The sequence below is a fragment of the Peptoniphilus catoniae genome, from assembly GCF_901447155.2.
Classification (GTDB): domain Bacteria; phylum Bacillota; class Clostridia; order Tissierellales; family Peptoniphilaceae; genus Peptoniphilus_E; species Peptoniphilus_E catoniae.
Map to the genome: position 1 here is coordinate 259,920 of NZ_LR588414.1, position 17,012 is coordinate 276,931.

The 17,012-nt window shown below is 33.3% G+C and carries 16 protein-coding genes; 15 read left to right on the forward strand and 1 reads right to left on the reverse strand.

Features of this window, described 5'->3' with window-relative positions; translation table 11 throughout:
• Positions 1–3 precede the first annotated feature (3 nt).
• The 8 genes from PEPCATONIAE_RS03825 (at position 4) to PEPCATONIAE_RS03860 (ending at position 8,306) form a co-directional block, all read left to right on the forward strand.
• Positions 4–519 carry a UvrB/UvrC motif-containing protein gene (locus PEPCATONIAE_RS03825; protein WP_138159649.1) on the forward strand — a complete coding sequence of 172 codons (516 nt, stop codon included), beginning with the start codon at positions 4–6 and terminating at the stop codon, positions 517–519.
• Positions 500–1,474: an ATP--guanido phosphotransferase gene (locus PEPCATONIAE_RS03830; RefSeq protein ID WP_138159650.1), complete on the forward strand. Its 975-nt coding sequence runs from the start codon at positions 500–502 to the stop codon at positions 1,472–1,474. The genes PEPCATONIAE_RS03825 and PEPCATONIAE_RS03830 overlap by 20 nt, the downstream gene beginning before the upstream one ends.
• Positions 1,475–3,922, forward strand: coding sequence for an ATP-dependent Clp protease ATP-binding subunit (locus PEPCATONIAE_RS03835; RefSeq protein ID WP_138159651.1), 2,448 nt, complete (start codon positions 1,475–1,477; stop codon positions 3,920–3,922). It begins immediately after the preceding gene.
• Positions 3,894–5,264 carry a DNA repair protein RadA gene (gene radA / locus PEPCATONIAE_RS03840; RefSeq protein WP_138159652.1) on the forward strand — a complete coding sequence of 457 codons (1,371 nt, stop codon included), beginning with the start codon at positions 3,894–3,896 and terminating at the stop codon, positions 5,262–5,264. Before PEPCATONIAE_RS03835 ends, radA begins: the two co-directional genes overlap by 29 nt.
• Positions 5,265–5,360: 96 nt before the next feature.
• On the forward strand, positions 5,361–5,888 hold the full coding sequence (locus PEPCATONIAE_RS03845; RefSeq protein WP_138159653.1) for an acyl-CoA thioesterase: 528 nt from the start codon (positions 5,361–5,363) through the stop codon (positions 5,886–5,888).
• A complete protein-coding gene (locus PEPCATONIAE_RS03850) occupies positions 5,888–6,193 on the forward strand; it encodes a DUF503 domain-containing protein (protein ID WP_246060427.1) in 306 nt (101 codons plus the stop codon). The genes PEPCATONIAE_RS03845 and PEPCATONIAE_RS03850 overlap by 1 nt, the downstream gene beginning before the upstream one ends.
• Positions 6,194–6,856 carry an endonuclease III gene (gene nth / locus PEPCATONIAE_RS03855; RefSeq protein WP_138159654.1) on the forward strand — a complete coding sequence of 221 codons (663 nt, stop codon included), beginning with the start codon at positions 6,194–6,196 and terminating at the stop codon, positions 6,854–6,856.
• A complete protein-coding gene (locus tag PEPCATONIAE_RS03860; protein ID WP_138159655.1) occupies positions 6,837–8,306 on the forward strand; it encodes a VanW family protein in 1,470 nt (489 codons plus the stop codon). Before nth ends, PEPCATONIAE_RS03860 begins: the two co-directional genes overlap by 20 nt.
• A gap of 30 nt (positions 8,307–8,336) precedes the next feature.
• Here PEPCATONIAE_RS03860 and PEPCATONIAE_RS03865 read toward each other — a convergent pair whose 3' ends face one another.
• Entirely contained in the window at positions 8,337–9,842 is a 1,506-nt protein-coding gene (locus PEPCATONIAE_RS03865; RefSeq protein ID WP_138159656.1) for a bifunctional metallophosphatase/5'-nucleotidase, read from the reverse strand.
• Positions 9,843–9,951: 109 nt separating this feature from the next.
• On the opposite strand from PEPCATONIAE_RS03865, the gene PEPCATONIAE_RS03870 reads away from it, so the two are divergent.
• From PEPCATONIAE_RS03870 to rlmD (PEPCATONIAE_RS03900), 7 genes are all read left to right on the forward strand, one after another.
• Entirely contained in the window at positions 9,952–10,521 is a 570-nt protein-coding gene (locus PEPCATONIAE_RS03870; protein WP_138159657.1) for a hypothetical protein, read from the forward strand.
• On the forward strand, positions 10,502–11,314 hold the full coding sequence (locus PEPCATONIAE_RS03875; protein WP_138159658.1) for a CvfB family protein: 813 nt from the start codon (positions 10,502–10,504) through the stop codon (positions 11,312–11,314). Before PEPCATONIAE_RS03870 ends, PEPCATONIAE_RS03875 begins: the two co-directional genes overlap by 20 nt.
• Positions 11,311–12,594: a 23S rRNA (uracil(1939)-C(5))-methyltransferase RlmD gene (gene rlmD, locus PEPCATONIAE_RS03880; RefSeq protein ID WP_138159659.1), complete on the forward strand. Its 1,284-nt coding sequence runs from the start codon at positions 11,311–11,313 to the stop codon at positions 12,592–12,594. Before PEPCATONIAE_RS03875 ends, rlmD (PEPCATONIAE_RS03880) begins: the two co-directional genes overlap by 4 nt.
• Positions 12,595–12,846: 252 nt before the next feature.
• Complete coding sequence (locus PEPCATONIAE_RS03885; RefSeq protein ID WP_138159660.1) at positions 12,847–13,872, forward strand: alpha/beta fold hydrolase; 1,026 nt, start codon at positions 12,847–12,849, stop codon at positions 13,870–13,872.
• Positions 13,873–14,004: 132 nt separating this feature from the next.
• On the forward strand, positions 14,005–14,685 hold the full coding sequence (locus tag PEPCATONIAE_RS03890; protein ID WP_428842294.1) for a class I SAM-dependent methyltransferase: 681 nt from the start codon (positions 14,005–14,007) through the stop codon (positions 14,683–14,685).
• Between the two features lie 95 nt (positions 14,686–14,780).
• Complete coding sequence (locus PEPCATONIAE_RS03895) at positions 14,781–15,530, forward strand: nucleoside phosphorylase (protein ID WP_138159661.1); 750 nt, start codon at positions 14,781–14,783, stop codon at positions 15,528–15,530.
• Between the two features lie 371 nt (positions 15,531–15,901).
• The gene (gene rlmD, locus PEPCATONIAE_RS03900; RefSeq protein WP_246060428.1) at positions 15,902–16,909 is read left to right on the forward strand and encodes a 23S rRNA (uracil(1939)-C(5))-methyltransferase RlmD; all 1,008 of its coding nucleotides are present in this window, start codon (positions 15,902–15,904) and stop codon (positions 16,907–16,909) included.
• Positions 16,910–17,012 lie beyond the last annotated feature (103 nt).

The following is a 17,012-nucleotide window of genomic DNA, read 5'->3' on the forward strand; positions in this document are numbered from 1 at the left end:
ACTATGCTTTGTGATAATTGTAAAAAAAATGAAGCGATGATTTCTTATACAAAGATGATTGGTAATGAAATAGAAGAAATTCATTTATGTGCAGATTGTGCAGAAAAGAAGATGAGAGAAGACTTGGTATTTAACAGTGCCGTTACAGATAGAGTTGAAAGTTTTTTAAAGGAATTGTTTAAACTTACAGGTAATGACAGAAGTGCAGTTACCGATAAAAAGTGTAAAACCTGCAATACAAGTTTTAAGGAGCTTGAAGAAAATAGACTTGGATGTGAAAATTGCTATGAAAACTTTAAAGATGAAATTCAAAGTATGCTAACAAGCTTAAAATTTTCATCTAAGCACAAGGGTAAGATTCCAAAGTCTGCAGGAAATAATATTATCTATAGAAGAGATGAACAGGACCTTATGGATAAGCTTTCAAAGGCAATAGAACTTGAAAATTACGAGGATGCCGCAGTCTTTAGAGATAAGCTGAAGGAGTTAAGGGAGAAAAATGAGTATCATACTTTATAATGAATTGGAATTAAGAAGAAATATTTCAGGATTTAATTTCCCCGGAAAGCTTGATCAGGAGTCCTCAATAAAAATTTTAGAAAGATTAAAATCAATTTTGGAGCCTCAAGGCTTTATAGATTACAGAACTAAAAATATGACTTCCCTTGATAAGCTTAAATTTTATGAAGAAGGCTTCGTAACAGCAGAAATTTTTAGAAATGAAGGGAAAAGTGCAATTTTTAAAAGAAATGATGACCTTATAAGGGTAAATGGAGAAGACCATATAGAAATTTATAGATATACTAAGGGTCAGGATCTTAAAGGTCCCTATGAAAAAATAAATAGCCTTGATGACTTTTTAGATTCCAAGTTGGATTATGCCTTTAGGGAAGATTTCGGTTATTTAACATCTAATCCTAACATTTGCGGCAATGCTTTTATAGCCAAGGTTTACATGCATCTGCCGGCAACGGGATATTTCGGTGACATGTCTCTTGTAAGTACCTTAAACAGATTAGGGTATAAAGTAAGTGCTCTAGGTTCACCTGAAAGGAACAACAGAGGGGTTATATATAAAATATCACTGGACAGAACCATAGGCATAGGGGAAGAAGAATATCTTGATAAAATTTCCAATATAGTAAGAGAAGTTGCTGATATGGAAGAACAAAATAGAAGAAAATTGTATTTAGACAAAATAATTGACCTTGAAGACTTAGTAAATAGAGCCTATGGAATTTTAAGAAACTGTAGGGTAATCAAGGAAGATGAAATGATTTATAGAATGAGTGACCTTTTTTTGGGTATAGAACTAAGTATACTAAAGCCTAAGGTTAATTTGGACCTTATGGATTCTATAAAAAGATTAAAAAACGGCTACCTTCAAGTAGAAAGAGGTGCCTTGCTGGATGAAAAATCGAGAGATATATTAAGAGCAAACAAAGTTAGAAAGATGATGAAGGAGGTCTTTTAAATGAATATTTTTGAAAGATTCACGCAGAGGGCTCAAAAGGCGATACTTTATGCGCAAAATGAAGCCAGAGAAGCAAGAGTTAATTACGTGGGCTCCGAGCATTTGGTGTTGGGAATATTAAAAGAGGGCAGCGGAACCGGTGCTAAAGTTTTAGAATCTTTAGGACTTGACTACAACAGTGTTAAGCTTGCCACCTATGAAATTGTATCAAAAGGCAATATAATTGCAAATTCTAATTTAATATATACGCCTAGGACAAATAGAATTTTTGAACTTGCCTATGAGGCGGCAAAGGAAGACGGACTTGACTATATAGGAACTGAGCATATACTTTTAGGAATTATAAGAGAGGGACAAGGCATAGCTCTTTTAGTTTTAAAAAGAGTTGGAATAGATGCTTCGACACTTGAAAATGCCATTATGAATACTGAAATTGAAGAAGAAGATTCAGAAAGCTCAGACAGGAAAGGAACAGCCCTTGAAAAATATACCATTAACCTAAATAAAAAAGCTGAGGATAAAAAAATTGATCCTATAATCGGTCGTTCCGCTGAAATAGAGAGGGTAGTACAAATACTATCAAGAAGAAGAAAAAATAATCCCGTTTTAATTGGGGAGCCGGGAGTAGGAAAGACAGCTATAGCTGAAGGACTTGCCATGAGAATAGTAAACAAGGAAGTCCCTGAAATTATGTCGGATAAAATCATAAGGACTCTTGATGTGTCAGGTCTTATAGCAGGAGCTAAATACAGAGGAGACTTTGAAGAGAGATTAAAGGCTGTAATTAACGAAGTTACCGCAAGTAAAAATATTATTTTATTTATAGACGAAATGCACGTAATAATAGGTGCAGGTGCGGCAGAAGGTGCAATTGACGCTTCAAACATTTTAAAGCCTGTTCTTACAAGGGGAGAGCTTCAAATTATAGGAGCAACAACTATAAATGAGTATAGGTCTAAAATTGAAAAGGATCCTGCCTTTGAAAGAAGATTAATGCCTATTATCGTTGAAGAGCCAACAGTTGAAGATTCAATTTCAATTGTTAAAGGCCTTAAGGAAAAATATGAAGAATATCACAATGTAACAATTACCGATGAAGCTATAGAAGCTGCTGTAAAGTTGTCTGACAGGTATATATCAGATAGATTTTTACCTGACAAGGCCATAGATCTTATAGATGAGGCTTGCTCTAAGGTAAAGGTTAAAAATTTTGAAAACCCGGACTTTAAAAACAAGTATGAAGAGGAGCTTGCAGAGCTTGATTTAAAAAAGAAGGAAGCAATTAAAAATCAAGATTATGAATTTGCTGCATCTATAAGAGATGAAGAGAGACTTCTTAAAGAAAACTACGAGAAGGATTTAAAAGAGTATAAGGAAGAGCAAAAAAGCGAAAAAATTTCCTATGACAATATTTCTGAAATAGTTTCAAAGTGGAGTAAGGTACCTGTAAATAAACTTAATGAAGAAGAAAAGGGAAAACTTGTAGATCTTGAAAAGAAGCTAAAAGACAGAGTTAAGGGACAAGATGAGGCCGTGGATACTCTTGCCAAGGCAATAAAAAGGGCAAGGGTAGGGCTTAAAGATCCTGAAAAACCTATGGGATCCTTTATTTTTGTCGGACCTACAGGAGTCGGAAAAACCTATCTTGCAAAGACCCTTGCCTATGAACTTTTCGGTAGCGAAAATAATATGCTTAGAATAGATATGTCAGAATATATGGAAAAGCATACCGTTGCAAAGCTTATAGGTTCTCCACCGGGATATGTAGGCTATGACGAAGGCGGACAGCTTACAGATGCGGTAAGAACAAATCCTTATAGTGTTGTTCTTTTCGATGAAATAGAAAAAGCTCACCCAGATGTGTTTAATGTACTTTTACAGGTTCTTGATGACGGAAGACTTACGGACTCCAAGGGAAGGACGGTAAGTTTTAAAGATACTGTAATTATTATGACCTCAAATGCAGGAGCAAGCAGACTTAAAAACAGAAGTGTAATAGGTTTTTCCACAGAAGAGGATAATAAAAAAGAGTACGACAAAATGAAGGACATTATAAGCGAATCTTTAAAGCAAACTTTTAAGCCTGAATTTTTAAACAGACTTGATGATGTAATTGTATTTAAGGAATTAGGTCATAAGGAAATCCAAGCTATAACAGCAATTATGCTTGACAAGTTAAGACAAAGACTTGCCGCTATAGGAGTAAAGGTAAGTTTTACTAAAAAGCTTGAGAAGTATATTTCGGAAAAAGGCTTTGATAAAAACTTCGGAGCAAGACCGCTTGAAAGAGCTATTAGAACCAATATTGAAGATGAGCTTGCACAAAAAATGTTGGAAGGCGAGTTTGATAAGGGTGACAGTATAGAAATTGACTTTAATAGAAAATTAATAATAAGAAAACTTGACGGAGTTAAGAAAAATGAAGAAAGAGACAAGGTACAAGTGTAAGGAGTGCGGTTATATTTCCTATGGCTACTTCGGAAGATGTTCCTCCTGTGGAGCATGGGATAGTTTTGAAGAGCTTGTGGAGGTAAAAGAATCAACTACAAAAAAATCTATCAATAAGCAGACCTCATCTAAAAAACTTAAAAATGTGGAAACAGGCACATCCTATAGAATAAAAACCAGCATAGAGGAATTTAATAGAGTAATGGGAGGTGGAATCGTAAAGGATTCCATCTCTATTATTACAGCTAAGCCCGGAGCCGGCAAATCTACACTTTTGCTTCAGGTGGCAAATGATATAGCTTCTAATGGCAAAAAGGTTCTCTATGCTTCAGGAGAAGAGTCTGAAAGTCAAATAAAAAGTCGCGCCAACAGAATAGAAGAAAAAATTTCAGACAATATTTATGTATATTCAGATAATATTTTAGATAATGTTCTTGAGGAAATAGATAAGCTTGATCCCGATTTAATAATTATAGACTCAATTCAAACCTTCACCTTAGCCGAAATTCAATCAAGGGCGGGAACTCCCACTCAAGTAATGGAATGCGCCCATAGGTTAGTTGATATAGCTAAGGATCCTATAAGACCGAGAATTGTATTTTTAGTGGGACAAATGACTAAGGAAGACGAGCTTGCAGGAGTAAGGGCCTTGGAACATTTAGTAGATACTGTTCTTATAATAGAAAATGAAGGCAATGAGGAACTTAGATATTTACTTACCAGCAAAAATAGATACGGCTCTACAGGAGAGATGGGATTTTTTATTATGACTGATAAGGGACTAAAGTCCTTAGATAATCCATCAGAGTATTTTATGACTTATAGAGAAAGGGGCAAAGAACTTCCCGGATCAACACTTGCAGTTATAAGAGAGGGAACAAGGCCAGTTATTCTTGAAATAGAATCCTTGTGTTCACATAGTTTTTTACCCTATCCGTCAAGAATTTCAGAAAATATGAAAAGAGATCAGCTTAATACCCTTATATCTATTTTAGAGCAAAGAGCTTCTTTAAAGCTGCTTGATAAAAATGTTGTTGTAAAAACTACAGGAGGAATAAGACTTAAAGAAACAGCATCAAACTTAGCTGTAATTATGTCCATATATTCTGCGGCAAAGGACATTGCCATTGATACTGCTACAGTTTTTATAGGAGATGTTGGACTTACAGGAGAGATAAAAAGTGTTCCATCCTTGGAACTAAGACTTAGAGAGGTTCAAAGGATGGGATTTAAGAGAGCTTTTATTCCTCAGGTAAAAATAGATGAGAAATCCTTTAAAGATTTAAAATTATATAAGTGCAAAACCATATTAGATGTAATTGAAAAAATAGTGAGCTCATAAGCTCATTATTTTTTTGCCTATTATAAAAATCACTAAGCTTGACTGAAAAATTTTAACAGTTTAAAATATAGACGTTGATAAAAAGGAGAGGTTGTTATGGAAACTGATATAAGAACTAATATAAAAATAAAGAAAACTTCTGAAAGCAGAGTATCATTTACCCATGCAACTTTACCTACTGACTTAAACGAAGGCGGAAGTTTGTACGGAGCAAGGTTATTAGAATGGGCTGATAATCTTTCTGCAGTAGTTGCAATAAAACACAGAAGAGGATGGGTAACAACAGTTGGCTTTAACAACTTTAACTTTATAAAGGCAATTCACTTGGGAGATTTTATTTATGGAAAAGCTTTTATAAGTGGAGTAGGAAAATCCTCCATGGAAATTTTCGTTAAATTTGTGGGAGAAGACTCTGTTTCAGGAGAAAGATATTTAGCAGCTACAGGTTTTATTACCTATGCAGCTCTTAAGCTTAAGGAAGGAGAAAGCCTTCCTCAGATAGAAGGGGAAACAGAGGAAGAAATAAAAATAATTAGCGGATATAGTGATAGGAAAAAAGAAGACCTTAAAAGAATTAGTGAAAATAGAAGGCTTATAAGCAGAATAGACTTGTATGAGATCTAATGAGTCGGTATGGTATAATTATGACAATAGGAAGATGTGTAATTGAACTTAGGCTATATTCACCAAACAGCCTAAAGGAAAAAAGAAGAATATTAAAATCTCTAATTGAGAAGTTAAAAAACAGGTTTAACATTTCCATTGCAGAGGTTGGCAAAAATGATCTTTGGCAGTCAGCTTTAATAGGTATAGCAATTGTCTCAAAGGACAAGACCTTTGCAAATGAAGTTATAAATAAGGTAATAGACTTTATAGATAATTTTGATTCTGTAGAGATAGTAGATATAGATATAGAAATGATTGATTAAATGAGAAAGATTTTAAATAAAAAAGAAGTTGCAGAGGTTTTAAACCTTCTTGAAAAAGATTATCCTGATGCAGGTTGTGAACTTAAACATACCACAGCCTTTGAACTTTTGGTGGCTACAATTTTATCAGCTCAGTGTACAGATGTAAGAGTTAATATAGTTACTGAAGAAATGTTTAAAACCTATAATAAACCTGAAGATTTTGTGAATTTAGGAATAAAAAATATAGAACCCTTAATCAAAACCTGTGGACTCTATAAAACCAAGGCTAAGAATATTTACCTTGCATCAAAACAACTTGTTAATGACTATGACAGTAAGGTTCCTTCTACAATAGAGGAACTTTTAAGTTTGCCGGGTGTAGGACAAAAAACTGCAAATGTTGTAGCATCTACTGCCTTTGGAGTACCTGCTATAGCGGTGGATACTCATGTGTTCAGACTGGCAAACAGAATAGGTCTTGTAAATGAGAAAAATGTAAAAAACACAGAGCTAAGCTTGGAAAAAAAGATAGATAAGGATAGGTGGATAAAGGCACACCACCTTTTAATTTTCCATGGAAGAAGAGTATGTAAAGCACAAAATCCCGATTGTGAAAACTGCAGCATAAACCACTACTGTAAATATTATAAGGAGAAGTTTAATGAAAAAGGTAATATTTAAAAATAAAAACTTTTTAAGCATAACTATTCTTTGCCTTATAATTTTTATATCCTTGGGATACTATCTCGGCGTAAAGGACAGTAATACTATTCATAGGGGAATTAAAATTTCAGGGATAAATGTAGGTAAGCTTACTAAAAAGGAAGCGGTCAAAAAAGTAAATCAGGAAAAATTCCAGGAAATTAAAGATAGAAGCTTTGATTTTAAGGATGGGGATATGGAATATTCCTTTGGCTATGATGATGTGGGATATAAACTTGATATTGAGGGAGCTGTTGAAGAAGCCTATTCTATAGGTAGATCAGATTCCTTTTTCAAAAATTTTATAGACATTGTAAAAAACCCCTTAATTAATAAAAATATAAATCTTTCCAGCAGCTTAGATGATGATAAATTAAATAGTGTAGTTGAGAATTTGGCACTTAATGTTTACAAGGAACCTATAAATGCTGAGATTGAATACAATAAGTCTTCAGGCTTTAGACTTGTAAGCTCTCAAAATGGGAGATATGTAGATTCTAATGAATTAAAAAATCTTATTATTAACAATAAAGAAGATGGAGAGCCTATCGATATACCTATTATCGTGTCATATCCCGACATTAAAGAGGAAGATTTTAATGGCATTGATATTTTGTATGCGGAGTTTTCGACAGATTATTCTAAGTCTATAGAAAACAGAAAGGATAATATTTCTCTTGGAGCAGGGCATTTTAACAATCTTTTAATAAAACCTGGAGAAGAAATTTCCTTTAACGAAACAGTAGGAGATATTTCTGAAAAAACAGGATTTAAAAATGCAGCTGTAATAATCAATGGGGAGTTTGACCAAGGAATAGGAGGAGGTATCTGCCAAGTATCTACAACCTTATATAATGCACTTATAAGATCGGATCTTAATATAGTTGAAAGACACAACCATACAAGGCCTATTTCCTATGTACCTTTAGGAACTGATGCTGCTGTAGCCGAGGGCTATAAAGATTTAAAATTTATTAATAGCACTAATCATAATATTTATATAAAGTCTTTTGCCGACGGAAAGGATTTAACCTTTCAAATATTCGGCAACTCTAATGATAAGGACTATGAAGTAAAAATAGTACCTAAGCTTTTAAACGTAAGTGAACCAAAAACCATAGAAAAATATTCAAAAGATATGGATGAGGGAGAAAGTAAGGTTGAAAAAAAAGGCAGCAAGGGCTATAGCTATGAAACCTATAAGGAAATAATAAAAGATAATGAGGTAGTTAAAACTGAAAGGATTTCTAATTCTAATTACCAAGCCCAAGATAGAGTAGTTATTATTGGAGAAAGGCATAAAGAGGATAAGACTGATAAAAAAGACAGTAACAAGAAAAATGGCAATAAGAAGGACAGCAGCAAAAAAGAAAGTAATAAGAAGGATAGTAATAAAAAGTCCGATAAGTCTAAATCCAAAAGCAAATAAGATGCAATATAAAAAATACTGACAAAACTGTCAGTATTTTATTTTAAAGTTTTTTTCTCCATTATAAACAAAGGTGTTGTTCGGAAGATTTTCAAAGTAGCTCTCTGCCAATTCCCTTATAGTTCCATGAAAAGGAAAATCCTTTAAAATTAAATTGGAAGAAGCAATTTGAGGAAAGTTTTTTTTACTTAAGGGACCCTTATCCGAAGTAAGGTAATTCATTCTATATTCATTCATCCCTATAATAAGCTCGTCATCATCTTTAATATCACTTCCATCAAGTCTTTTTAGCTCCGTGATTCGATTTTCCTTGCCATAGTCCAGACAATAATTTATATTACCGAAAATATCAAAGGTTTTATATTTAAAGCTTTGTCTTTTAGGACTTAATCTTAAGCCTCCATCATAAATATAGTAGTTGCTGCTCCAATTAATGTAAGCCTTCAGGTCTTCTCCTTTTATTTTATATAGGCTGACTTCTCCTCCTGAATAGGTATATAGTCTAGCTATATCAGATCTTCTAATAGGTCCGTCCTCTAAATCCGTATTTATACTATCTATCTGAAAAGCCACTACATCAGCCTTATAATAATGAAGCATAATTTCAGTTAAAAGATGAATTAAAGGTCCATCATCAAGATCATAGTTGTAATCACCGGAAACATTTTTTAAATATCCTATTACCTTATTTGTATAAGATAAAATTTTTTTGTTATATGGTTCAAAAAATTCAACTATAGTCGGATCAGGTTCATAAAGAGAAGAAGAAATAGCTTGAGCTTTTTTAGACACCAATTTATCTTCAAATTCCAAGCTGATTTTATTAATAGATCTGCCATAGGATTGAGGCTGAGTAATAAGGACGTTTTTATAAACTATTTCCTGAAATCCGTCATGAGTGTGCCCCGAAATTACAAGATCAAGAAGATCTATATTTTTTAAATCATCAAGAATTGATTTAATGCCGGCATGCTTCACCCCATTTTCATCACTAATTCCTAGATGAAAAAGCCCTACTATAGCGTGGGTCCTCCCACTTAAGCTTTCTAAAATATCGTCTATTATATTAACGGGATCAAGGACCTTAAAATCACCAAGATATTCACCTTCAAATTCATTAACAAGCAAGGTGTTTATACCTATAAAGCCTATTTTATATCCAGATCTTTCAATAATGGTATAGGGAGTGAAATTGCCGTTGGAGTTGGCAAAAAGAGTTTGCCCCTTAAAGTTATCAACTAATCTATATATGTTATCCAAGCCGTAATTAAACTCGTGATTACCCAAATTCCATATATCATAACCCATATAGTTCATAAGCTCTATTGCGGGATTTTTATCATCATATACAAATCTTTCCAAAAAAGACCCTTTAATAACATCCCCATTGTCTATAAGGATAGAATTTTCATCCTTTAAAAGCTTATAACAGGTGCTTAAATTAGCCAAAGAATTTTTAGTTTTTTTATTACTGCCATAGTCATAGGGAATAATTCTCCCATGTAGGTCAGATGTTGCAAAAATATTTATTTTCATATATACCTCAATAGTAATTTATCACATAAATGTTATAAAATAAAGCTGATAAAGGACACTTGAATATGATAAAATAGCACAAGTTAAATTTATCTTTAAAAGGAGAAAAATGTTTAAAATTTTTAAAAGTAAAAGTGTAAATAAAAGTGAAGAACAAGAATCCATCTATAAAATGATTCTTAGGGCTGAAGAAGAAAATAAAATAGAAAATCTAAAGCTTAGACATGTGGAAAGTAAAGATGAAGATATTTTAAAACTGGAGAAGGCTCTTCTGGATTACTATAATAAGGACAGACTCGCTATAGAGGAATTTGAAAGATATTTCAAAAATCATAGACTGGAAGACATAAAAGAAAAATTTGAAAGATTTATCTTTTCTATGGACACCTTAAAAGAAGATAAGCTTGTGGGACTTTCAATTCTTCTAATGAGAGACACAACTGAGCCTGAGGCGGTAAAGTTCGGAATATTTTTGGCGAATTTTTATCCCTTGGTTAATGTAAGGGGAGCTATAAAAATTATTACTGACTTAGGAGCCCATGAAGACTTTACAAAATATAGTCTTTCAACTCTCAAGCAGCTTGAGATTTACCCGGTAGTTAGAGATAATATACTGAGAAGAGGCAATGATAAGGTCAAAGATATTGAGGAGAAATTAAATGAAACTTGGAAGAAGTAAATTAAAAGTAAAAAAGGTTTTAAATAATAAAATTATACTTACTGACAATAAAGAAGAAATAAAATTAAAAGAGTTCGAAAAAAACCTAAATCCTGGAGATGAAATTGAAGTTTTCGTATATGATTCGTCAAATGAAAGAATTGCCACACTAAAGAAACCCTATGTAGAAGTAGGAGAAATAGGAAAGCTTAAGGTAATTTCAAAAACCAAATATGGTTACTTTGTAGATATTGGACTTGATAAAGATATTTTTCTGCCCTTTCAAGAGAGAAAGGGAAGAATAATTGTCGGAGAAAAATACCTTATGCAGTTATACATAGATAGGTCCGACAGATTCTGTGTAACTATGGATATTAAAAATAAGCTGGCATTAAATAACAAATTTAAGGTAAATGATGAAGTAAAGGGAATAATCTACGATATAGATGAATTAGGTGCCAAGGTTGCTATTAATGGCAAGTATGACGGCCTCATTTTAAAAGAAGAATTAAAGGGAATTTACAGAGTAGGGGAAGAAATTGAGGCAAGAGTTCAAAGAATTTTAAAAAACGGGAAAATCACCCTTACCGTTAGAGAAAAATCCTATAAACAAATGCATATAGATGCAGATTTTTTATTGGAGCTTTTAGAAGACAATAACGGAATACTTGAGCTTGGAGACAAATCAGACCCTGAACTTGTAAAAAATATTACAGGTTTATCAAAAAAAGCCTTTAAAAAGGCGGAAGGTGCCCTTTATAAGAGAAAGCTTATAGAAATATATCCGGAAAAGATAGTGTTAATAAAAAAATGAAATTAGAAATAAAAGATTTTGACTACAAGGGAAGAGGATTTGCTAAAAAAGACGGTAAAATATATTTTGTTCCCGGAGGTATTATAGGAGATAGTGTTGAAGTCCAAATTACAGAAAAAAAAAGCAAATACTCCCTGGCAAAAATAAATAAAATAATAGAAAAATCACCTGACAGAGTAAAGGCAAAATGTCCCTATTTTAAAAGTTGCGGAGCTTGTGATTTTCAAAACTATAATTATCAAAAGCAAATTAATTGGAAAAAAGACAAGGTTAAACAAGACCTATTTAGAATAGGCGACATTGATATAGAAGTAGAAGATACCCTGGCAATGAAAGATCCATACTTTTATCGAAACAACATTCAGTTAAAGGTAGTAAATGGAAAAATCGGCTACTATGAAAAAACCTCTGACAAGCTTGTGGAAATAGACAAGTGCCTTGTAGCTGAGAATGAAATAAATAAAACTATAGCATTTCTAAAAACCTATAAAGAATTAAAGTCCCTTGATGAAATTGTAATAAGGCAAAACTATTTGGGAGAAATTCTTGTGGTTTTAATAGGAAAATCCAAGTTGAAATATGCTGCAGACCTTATTGACCAACCTAAAAATTTAAAAATCAAATCAATTTATCAAAACATAAGACAAAATCCAAAATTCAGATTTGGAAAAGAATTTATAAAAGTTTATGGAGATGATGTTCTTATAGATAAATTAGCAGATTACGAATTTGAAATTTCTCCATCATCATTTTTCCAGGTTAATAGAAGCCAAACAGAGAGACTATACCAACTTGCCATTGATAACTTGGATCTAAAAAAGGAAGACAAGGTTTTGGACCTTTATTGCGGAATAGGAACCATATCCATAGCCGTGGCGAAATTTGTAAATCAGGTAGTGGGAGTGGAAATTTCAAAACAGGCAGTAGAAAATGCCAGAAAAAATGCACAAAGAAATGAAATTTCAAATGCAAGATTTATTGCCGGCAAGTCTGAAGAAATAATAGATAGACTTATAGAAGAAGGATATAAGGCAAATAAAATAATTCTCGATCCACCAAGAGCGGGATTAGATAAAAAATTAATAACAAGCCTTGAAAAACTTGGAGCCGAAAAAATAAGCTATATCTCCTGCAACCCATCAAGCCAGGCAAGAGACATAAAACTTTTAAAAAAGACTTATAAAGTTGAGAGAGTAAGTCCTGTGGACCTGTTTTGTCATAGTGTCCACGTTGAAGCCCTAGCCCTACTTGTCAAGGAGCGAAGCGATGCTGAGAAGTAGAGGCAGGTCTCATGCAAAGATTTCCCGAGAGAAGCGACCGATTAGGAAGCTTCGATTGGCAGAAATCGACTGCTGAAGCAATAGCGTTGATACAAAAGATGTAAACTTAGAAATCCTGCATTTTAATGAGTTTATAATCATTATTGTCGTTTAGTGTAATTAATACATTATTAAAGATGATATAATACTGCAAACAGATTTTTTACTAAATATTAGTAGAATCTGCACACTATTTAAAAAAAAGGACATAAAATGAAGAAAATATTTTTTAGAATTTTTACGGTTGTCATTATTATATTAGCTTTGGTTTTTATTATTAGAATATATAATGACCATAAGTATAAAGATACCAATACTTTTAAATTTCCTGAATATTATAAAGATGTAACTGATATAAGTCTATATCCTATAGACATTGACGGAGTTGATGTAACTTATGTAGATGAGGGTAGGATGCAAGGATTTAGATTTGTGCCTAAGGAAAAATCACATAAGGGCCTTGTAATTTGTTTTGGAGGTTCTGATGGAGGTCCAAATTTTGAAACTGCTAAAAGATTGGCAGAAGAGGGTTATGAAACTTTTGCCCTATTTATGTTTGGCATGAAGAACCAAGAACAAACTCTGACAAAAATTCCTTTAGAACAATTTGAAGACGTTATAAGTTATATAAATAAAAATATAAAAGACAATAAACCGATAAGTGTTTTGGGAGCGTCAAAAGGTGCAGAATATGCCCTTAATTTAGCTAGCAAATATCCTGAAATAGATAATCTGATTTTAATGGCGCCTGCATCTTATAATTTTGCCGGCCTAGATTTTAAAGATTATGGTTCATCATGGACATATAAAGGCGAGGAGCTTCCATATATAGATATTAAAAAATCATCACTTAACTCATTTTTTAAAAATATTATTGGCCCAGCCATCATTAAAAGTCCTATTAGTTTTAAAGAAACTTATAACAGTGCAATAGAAGAAGACTCAACAAGCCAAGAAAAACTAATACCAATAAAAGATGTTAAGGCAAATATATTGATGATTGTAGGCGAGGATGATTTGATGTGGGATAGCCTTGCTATGGCAAATAAAATAAAGGAACAAACCCCTAATGCAAAGATCTACTCTTATAAAGGAGCAGGGCATATATTTGCAGGCAATGGTATTTTAGATTTAGGAAAAATTAGAGTTGCAACAGGTGGAACAGCTGAAGGTAATGAAAAAGCAAAAAGTGAATCAAGAAAAACTATTTATGATTTTTTAAAAGAAAATCATAAATAGAAAATTATATGAAAATCTAAGGACGGTAGAAAATTAAAATCTATCGTCTTTTTTAGTGAAAAAAATGGAAAGGGGATAAAATGTTAATAACTAATATCAACAATATATTTGGTATAATATTATCAAGAGCAGATGAATAATAAAGTTTATATAAATATCGGTAAAGTAGTTTATTTAGAGGGAGTGGTGAAAGTGAATGATAAAAGCAATAAAAAATTTTGGGATAGATTTGCGAAGCTGTATGCTCCTTTTATGAAAAAAGATAAAGGAGCTTATGATAGAGTTTGCGAATACATAAGTCCTCATTTGGATAAAAATATGGATGTGCTTGAACTAGCGTGTGGATCAGGGCAACTTTCTTTTAGTCTTTCAAAACATACTAAAACATGGATAGGTACAGACTTTTCCGAAAAAATGATTCTAGAAGCGAAAAAGCGTGGGGAATACGAAAACCTTACATTTGAAGTAGCCGATGCAACAGCGTTATCTTTTGCGGATGAAGAATTTGATTGTGTGCTGATCGCTAATGCACTTCATATTATGCCAAATCCAGACCGTGCAATGAAAGAAATACATAGGATTTTAAAACCTAACGGGACTTTGTTTGCGCCTACCTTTCTATGGAAAGAGGGAAAACAAAGAAATATTATAAAGAGTTTGATGTCCATTTCGGGATTTAAAATGTATCAAGAATGGAATAAAAAACAATTTGAAGATTTCATTGAGGAATACGGATTTTCAGTAGTTGAAATGAAGTTGGTGCATGGAGGACTTGCGCCGATTGGTGTTCTGATTGCGAAAAAAGTATCTTAACAGATTATTTTTGCGAATAAAAATTTCGCCAAAATGTACAAGATGCAATAAAAAATAGAAAAAACGAAAGGTATTAGAAGTTAATAGATAAAATTATGATAATAGACAGTTATGATAAAGACACAGAGCCAGTTATAAGTCTAAAAAACTTTTACGGAGAAAAGAAAAATATTGCAGAAAAATGCTTGATAATATTTTCGAAAAGCATACTAGAATATTTGCTTAATAATTTTGAGTGCGAAGAAATTGGAAATATAGGCTCTGTAAATGGCTCAATGCCAATATATAAAAGCCATTTTGAAGGTCAAGAATTTGCCTTCTATCTTAGTATGATGGGTTCAGCCCTTGCTTCAGGAGGTTGTGTAGAAGTTAATTGGATTACAGGAGCAAATAAATTTATAATGTTTGGCTCTTGCGGCAGCCTCGATAAAGAAAAGACTTTTGGAAAGTACATTATACCAACAGAGGCTTATAGAGGTGAGGGGGCATCTTATTATTATGCACCTCCTTCAGATTATCTCAATATTAAAAATCATGAAAAAGTTGAAGAATTTTTTATCAGAGAAAGAGCTCCATATACTAAGGGAAAAGTCTGGACCACAGATGTGATGCTTCGTGAGACAAGTGGACTCGTTTCAAAGAGAAAGTCGGAAGGATGCATAGCAGTAGAAATGGAACTTGCAGGAGTTCAAGCGGCTTGTGATTTTTACGGATTTGAACTGTATAACTTCCTTGAAGCAGGAGATGTATTAAATGAGAGTTCTTATGAAGTTGAGGAACTCCATAGCGCAAACCATGATCTTGGAAAATTGTACTTGGCTTTAAAATTTTTAAAAGAAATATAATGAGACTTTAAAAAAATATAAGAGGATAATACTTACAGAATTCTTAACTTATAAATTAAGAAGACTTACTTAGGAGCAAAAAATAATGAAAACTTTGACCACAAAAGAAGAGCTCGGACAAGTTGCCAAAGATGTTTTCTATGAAGCGGGCGATGACGAAGAAAAAGATGGACCACTGGCACTGGGACTGCATAAAAAAGGATACTTCCACGAAGTCGTAGACATGGATAAATGTCTAATCGTCCATCCAGACTTCGACAAAGTGAGAATAAAAACTAGAGAATATTTCCAAGGAATACCATTTTACAATAGAAGAACCCACGAAGGAGTCCTAAGACATCTAGCCATAAGACGCACCGCATCGGGGGGAAATGCTTATCAACCTAGTCACATCGTCCCAAGAAGAAATAGACACAGAAAACTATGTAAAAGCTATGCTAGAATTGGACCTCGAAAGCGAAATCAAAGGAATCCTCCACACCATAAACGACAGGATGTCTGATGCAGTAGTAAAAGACGAACTCCACATCCTCTACGGAAGAGACTACGTAGTAGAAAAATTAATAGACATGGAATTTAAAATCGGACCATTTTCATTTTTCCAAACCAACACCTACTCAGCAGAAGTACTGTATACAGAAGCAGAAAAAATCTTAAAAGACAAAGGCGACTACCTCTTGGACCTATTTTGCGGCACAGGAACCATCACATCCATCCTCGGCAAAAATAGAAAAGAAGCCCTAGGAGTAGAAATCGTAGAAGAAGCAGTGGACTCAGCAAGAGAAAACGTAGAACTAAACGGACTAAAAAATATAAAATTCATCTCAGGAGACGTCTACGAAGTAGTAAAAGAATTGGAAAATAAATACGACATCATCGTAGTAGACCCACCAAGAGCAGGAATAGGGAGAAAAGCAATCGAAAAAATCATAGAATTCGGCGTAGAAAATATCCTCTACATCTCCTGTAACCCAGTGACATTTGTAGAAGATATCAAAACATTTAGAGAATGTGGATATAGGGAAAGATCAGTCCACGGCGTCGACCAATTCCCAAGGACAAACCATGTCGAGACGGTAGCACTTTTGTCCAAACTCGATGTCGATAAGTATATAGACGTTGAAATTGAGCTGGATGAGCTGGATTTGACAAGTGCTGAAAGTAAGGCAACATATGCTCAGATCAAAGAATATGTTTGGAATAAATTTGAATTAAAAGTTTCGACATTATATATTGCACAGATAAAAAAGAAATGTGGAATAGAATTACGAGAACATTACAACAAGTCTAAAAAGGAGAAACAAATTATTCCACAGTGTACACCTGAAAAAGAAGAAGCCATCATGGATGCCTTGAGACACTTCAAAATGATTGAATAGAAAGGAAGACTGCCTATGACTCTTAGCATTTAAGACATTCATGCTCGGTATAGGAACAGCTATTATTCCTTTCTTGCAAGGTATCAATTAGAAAATAGGCTCA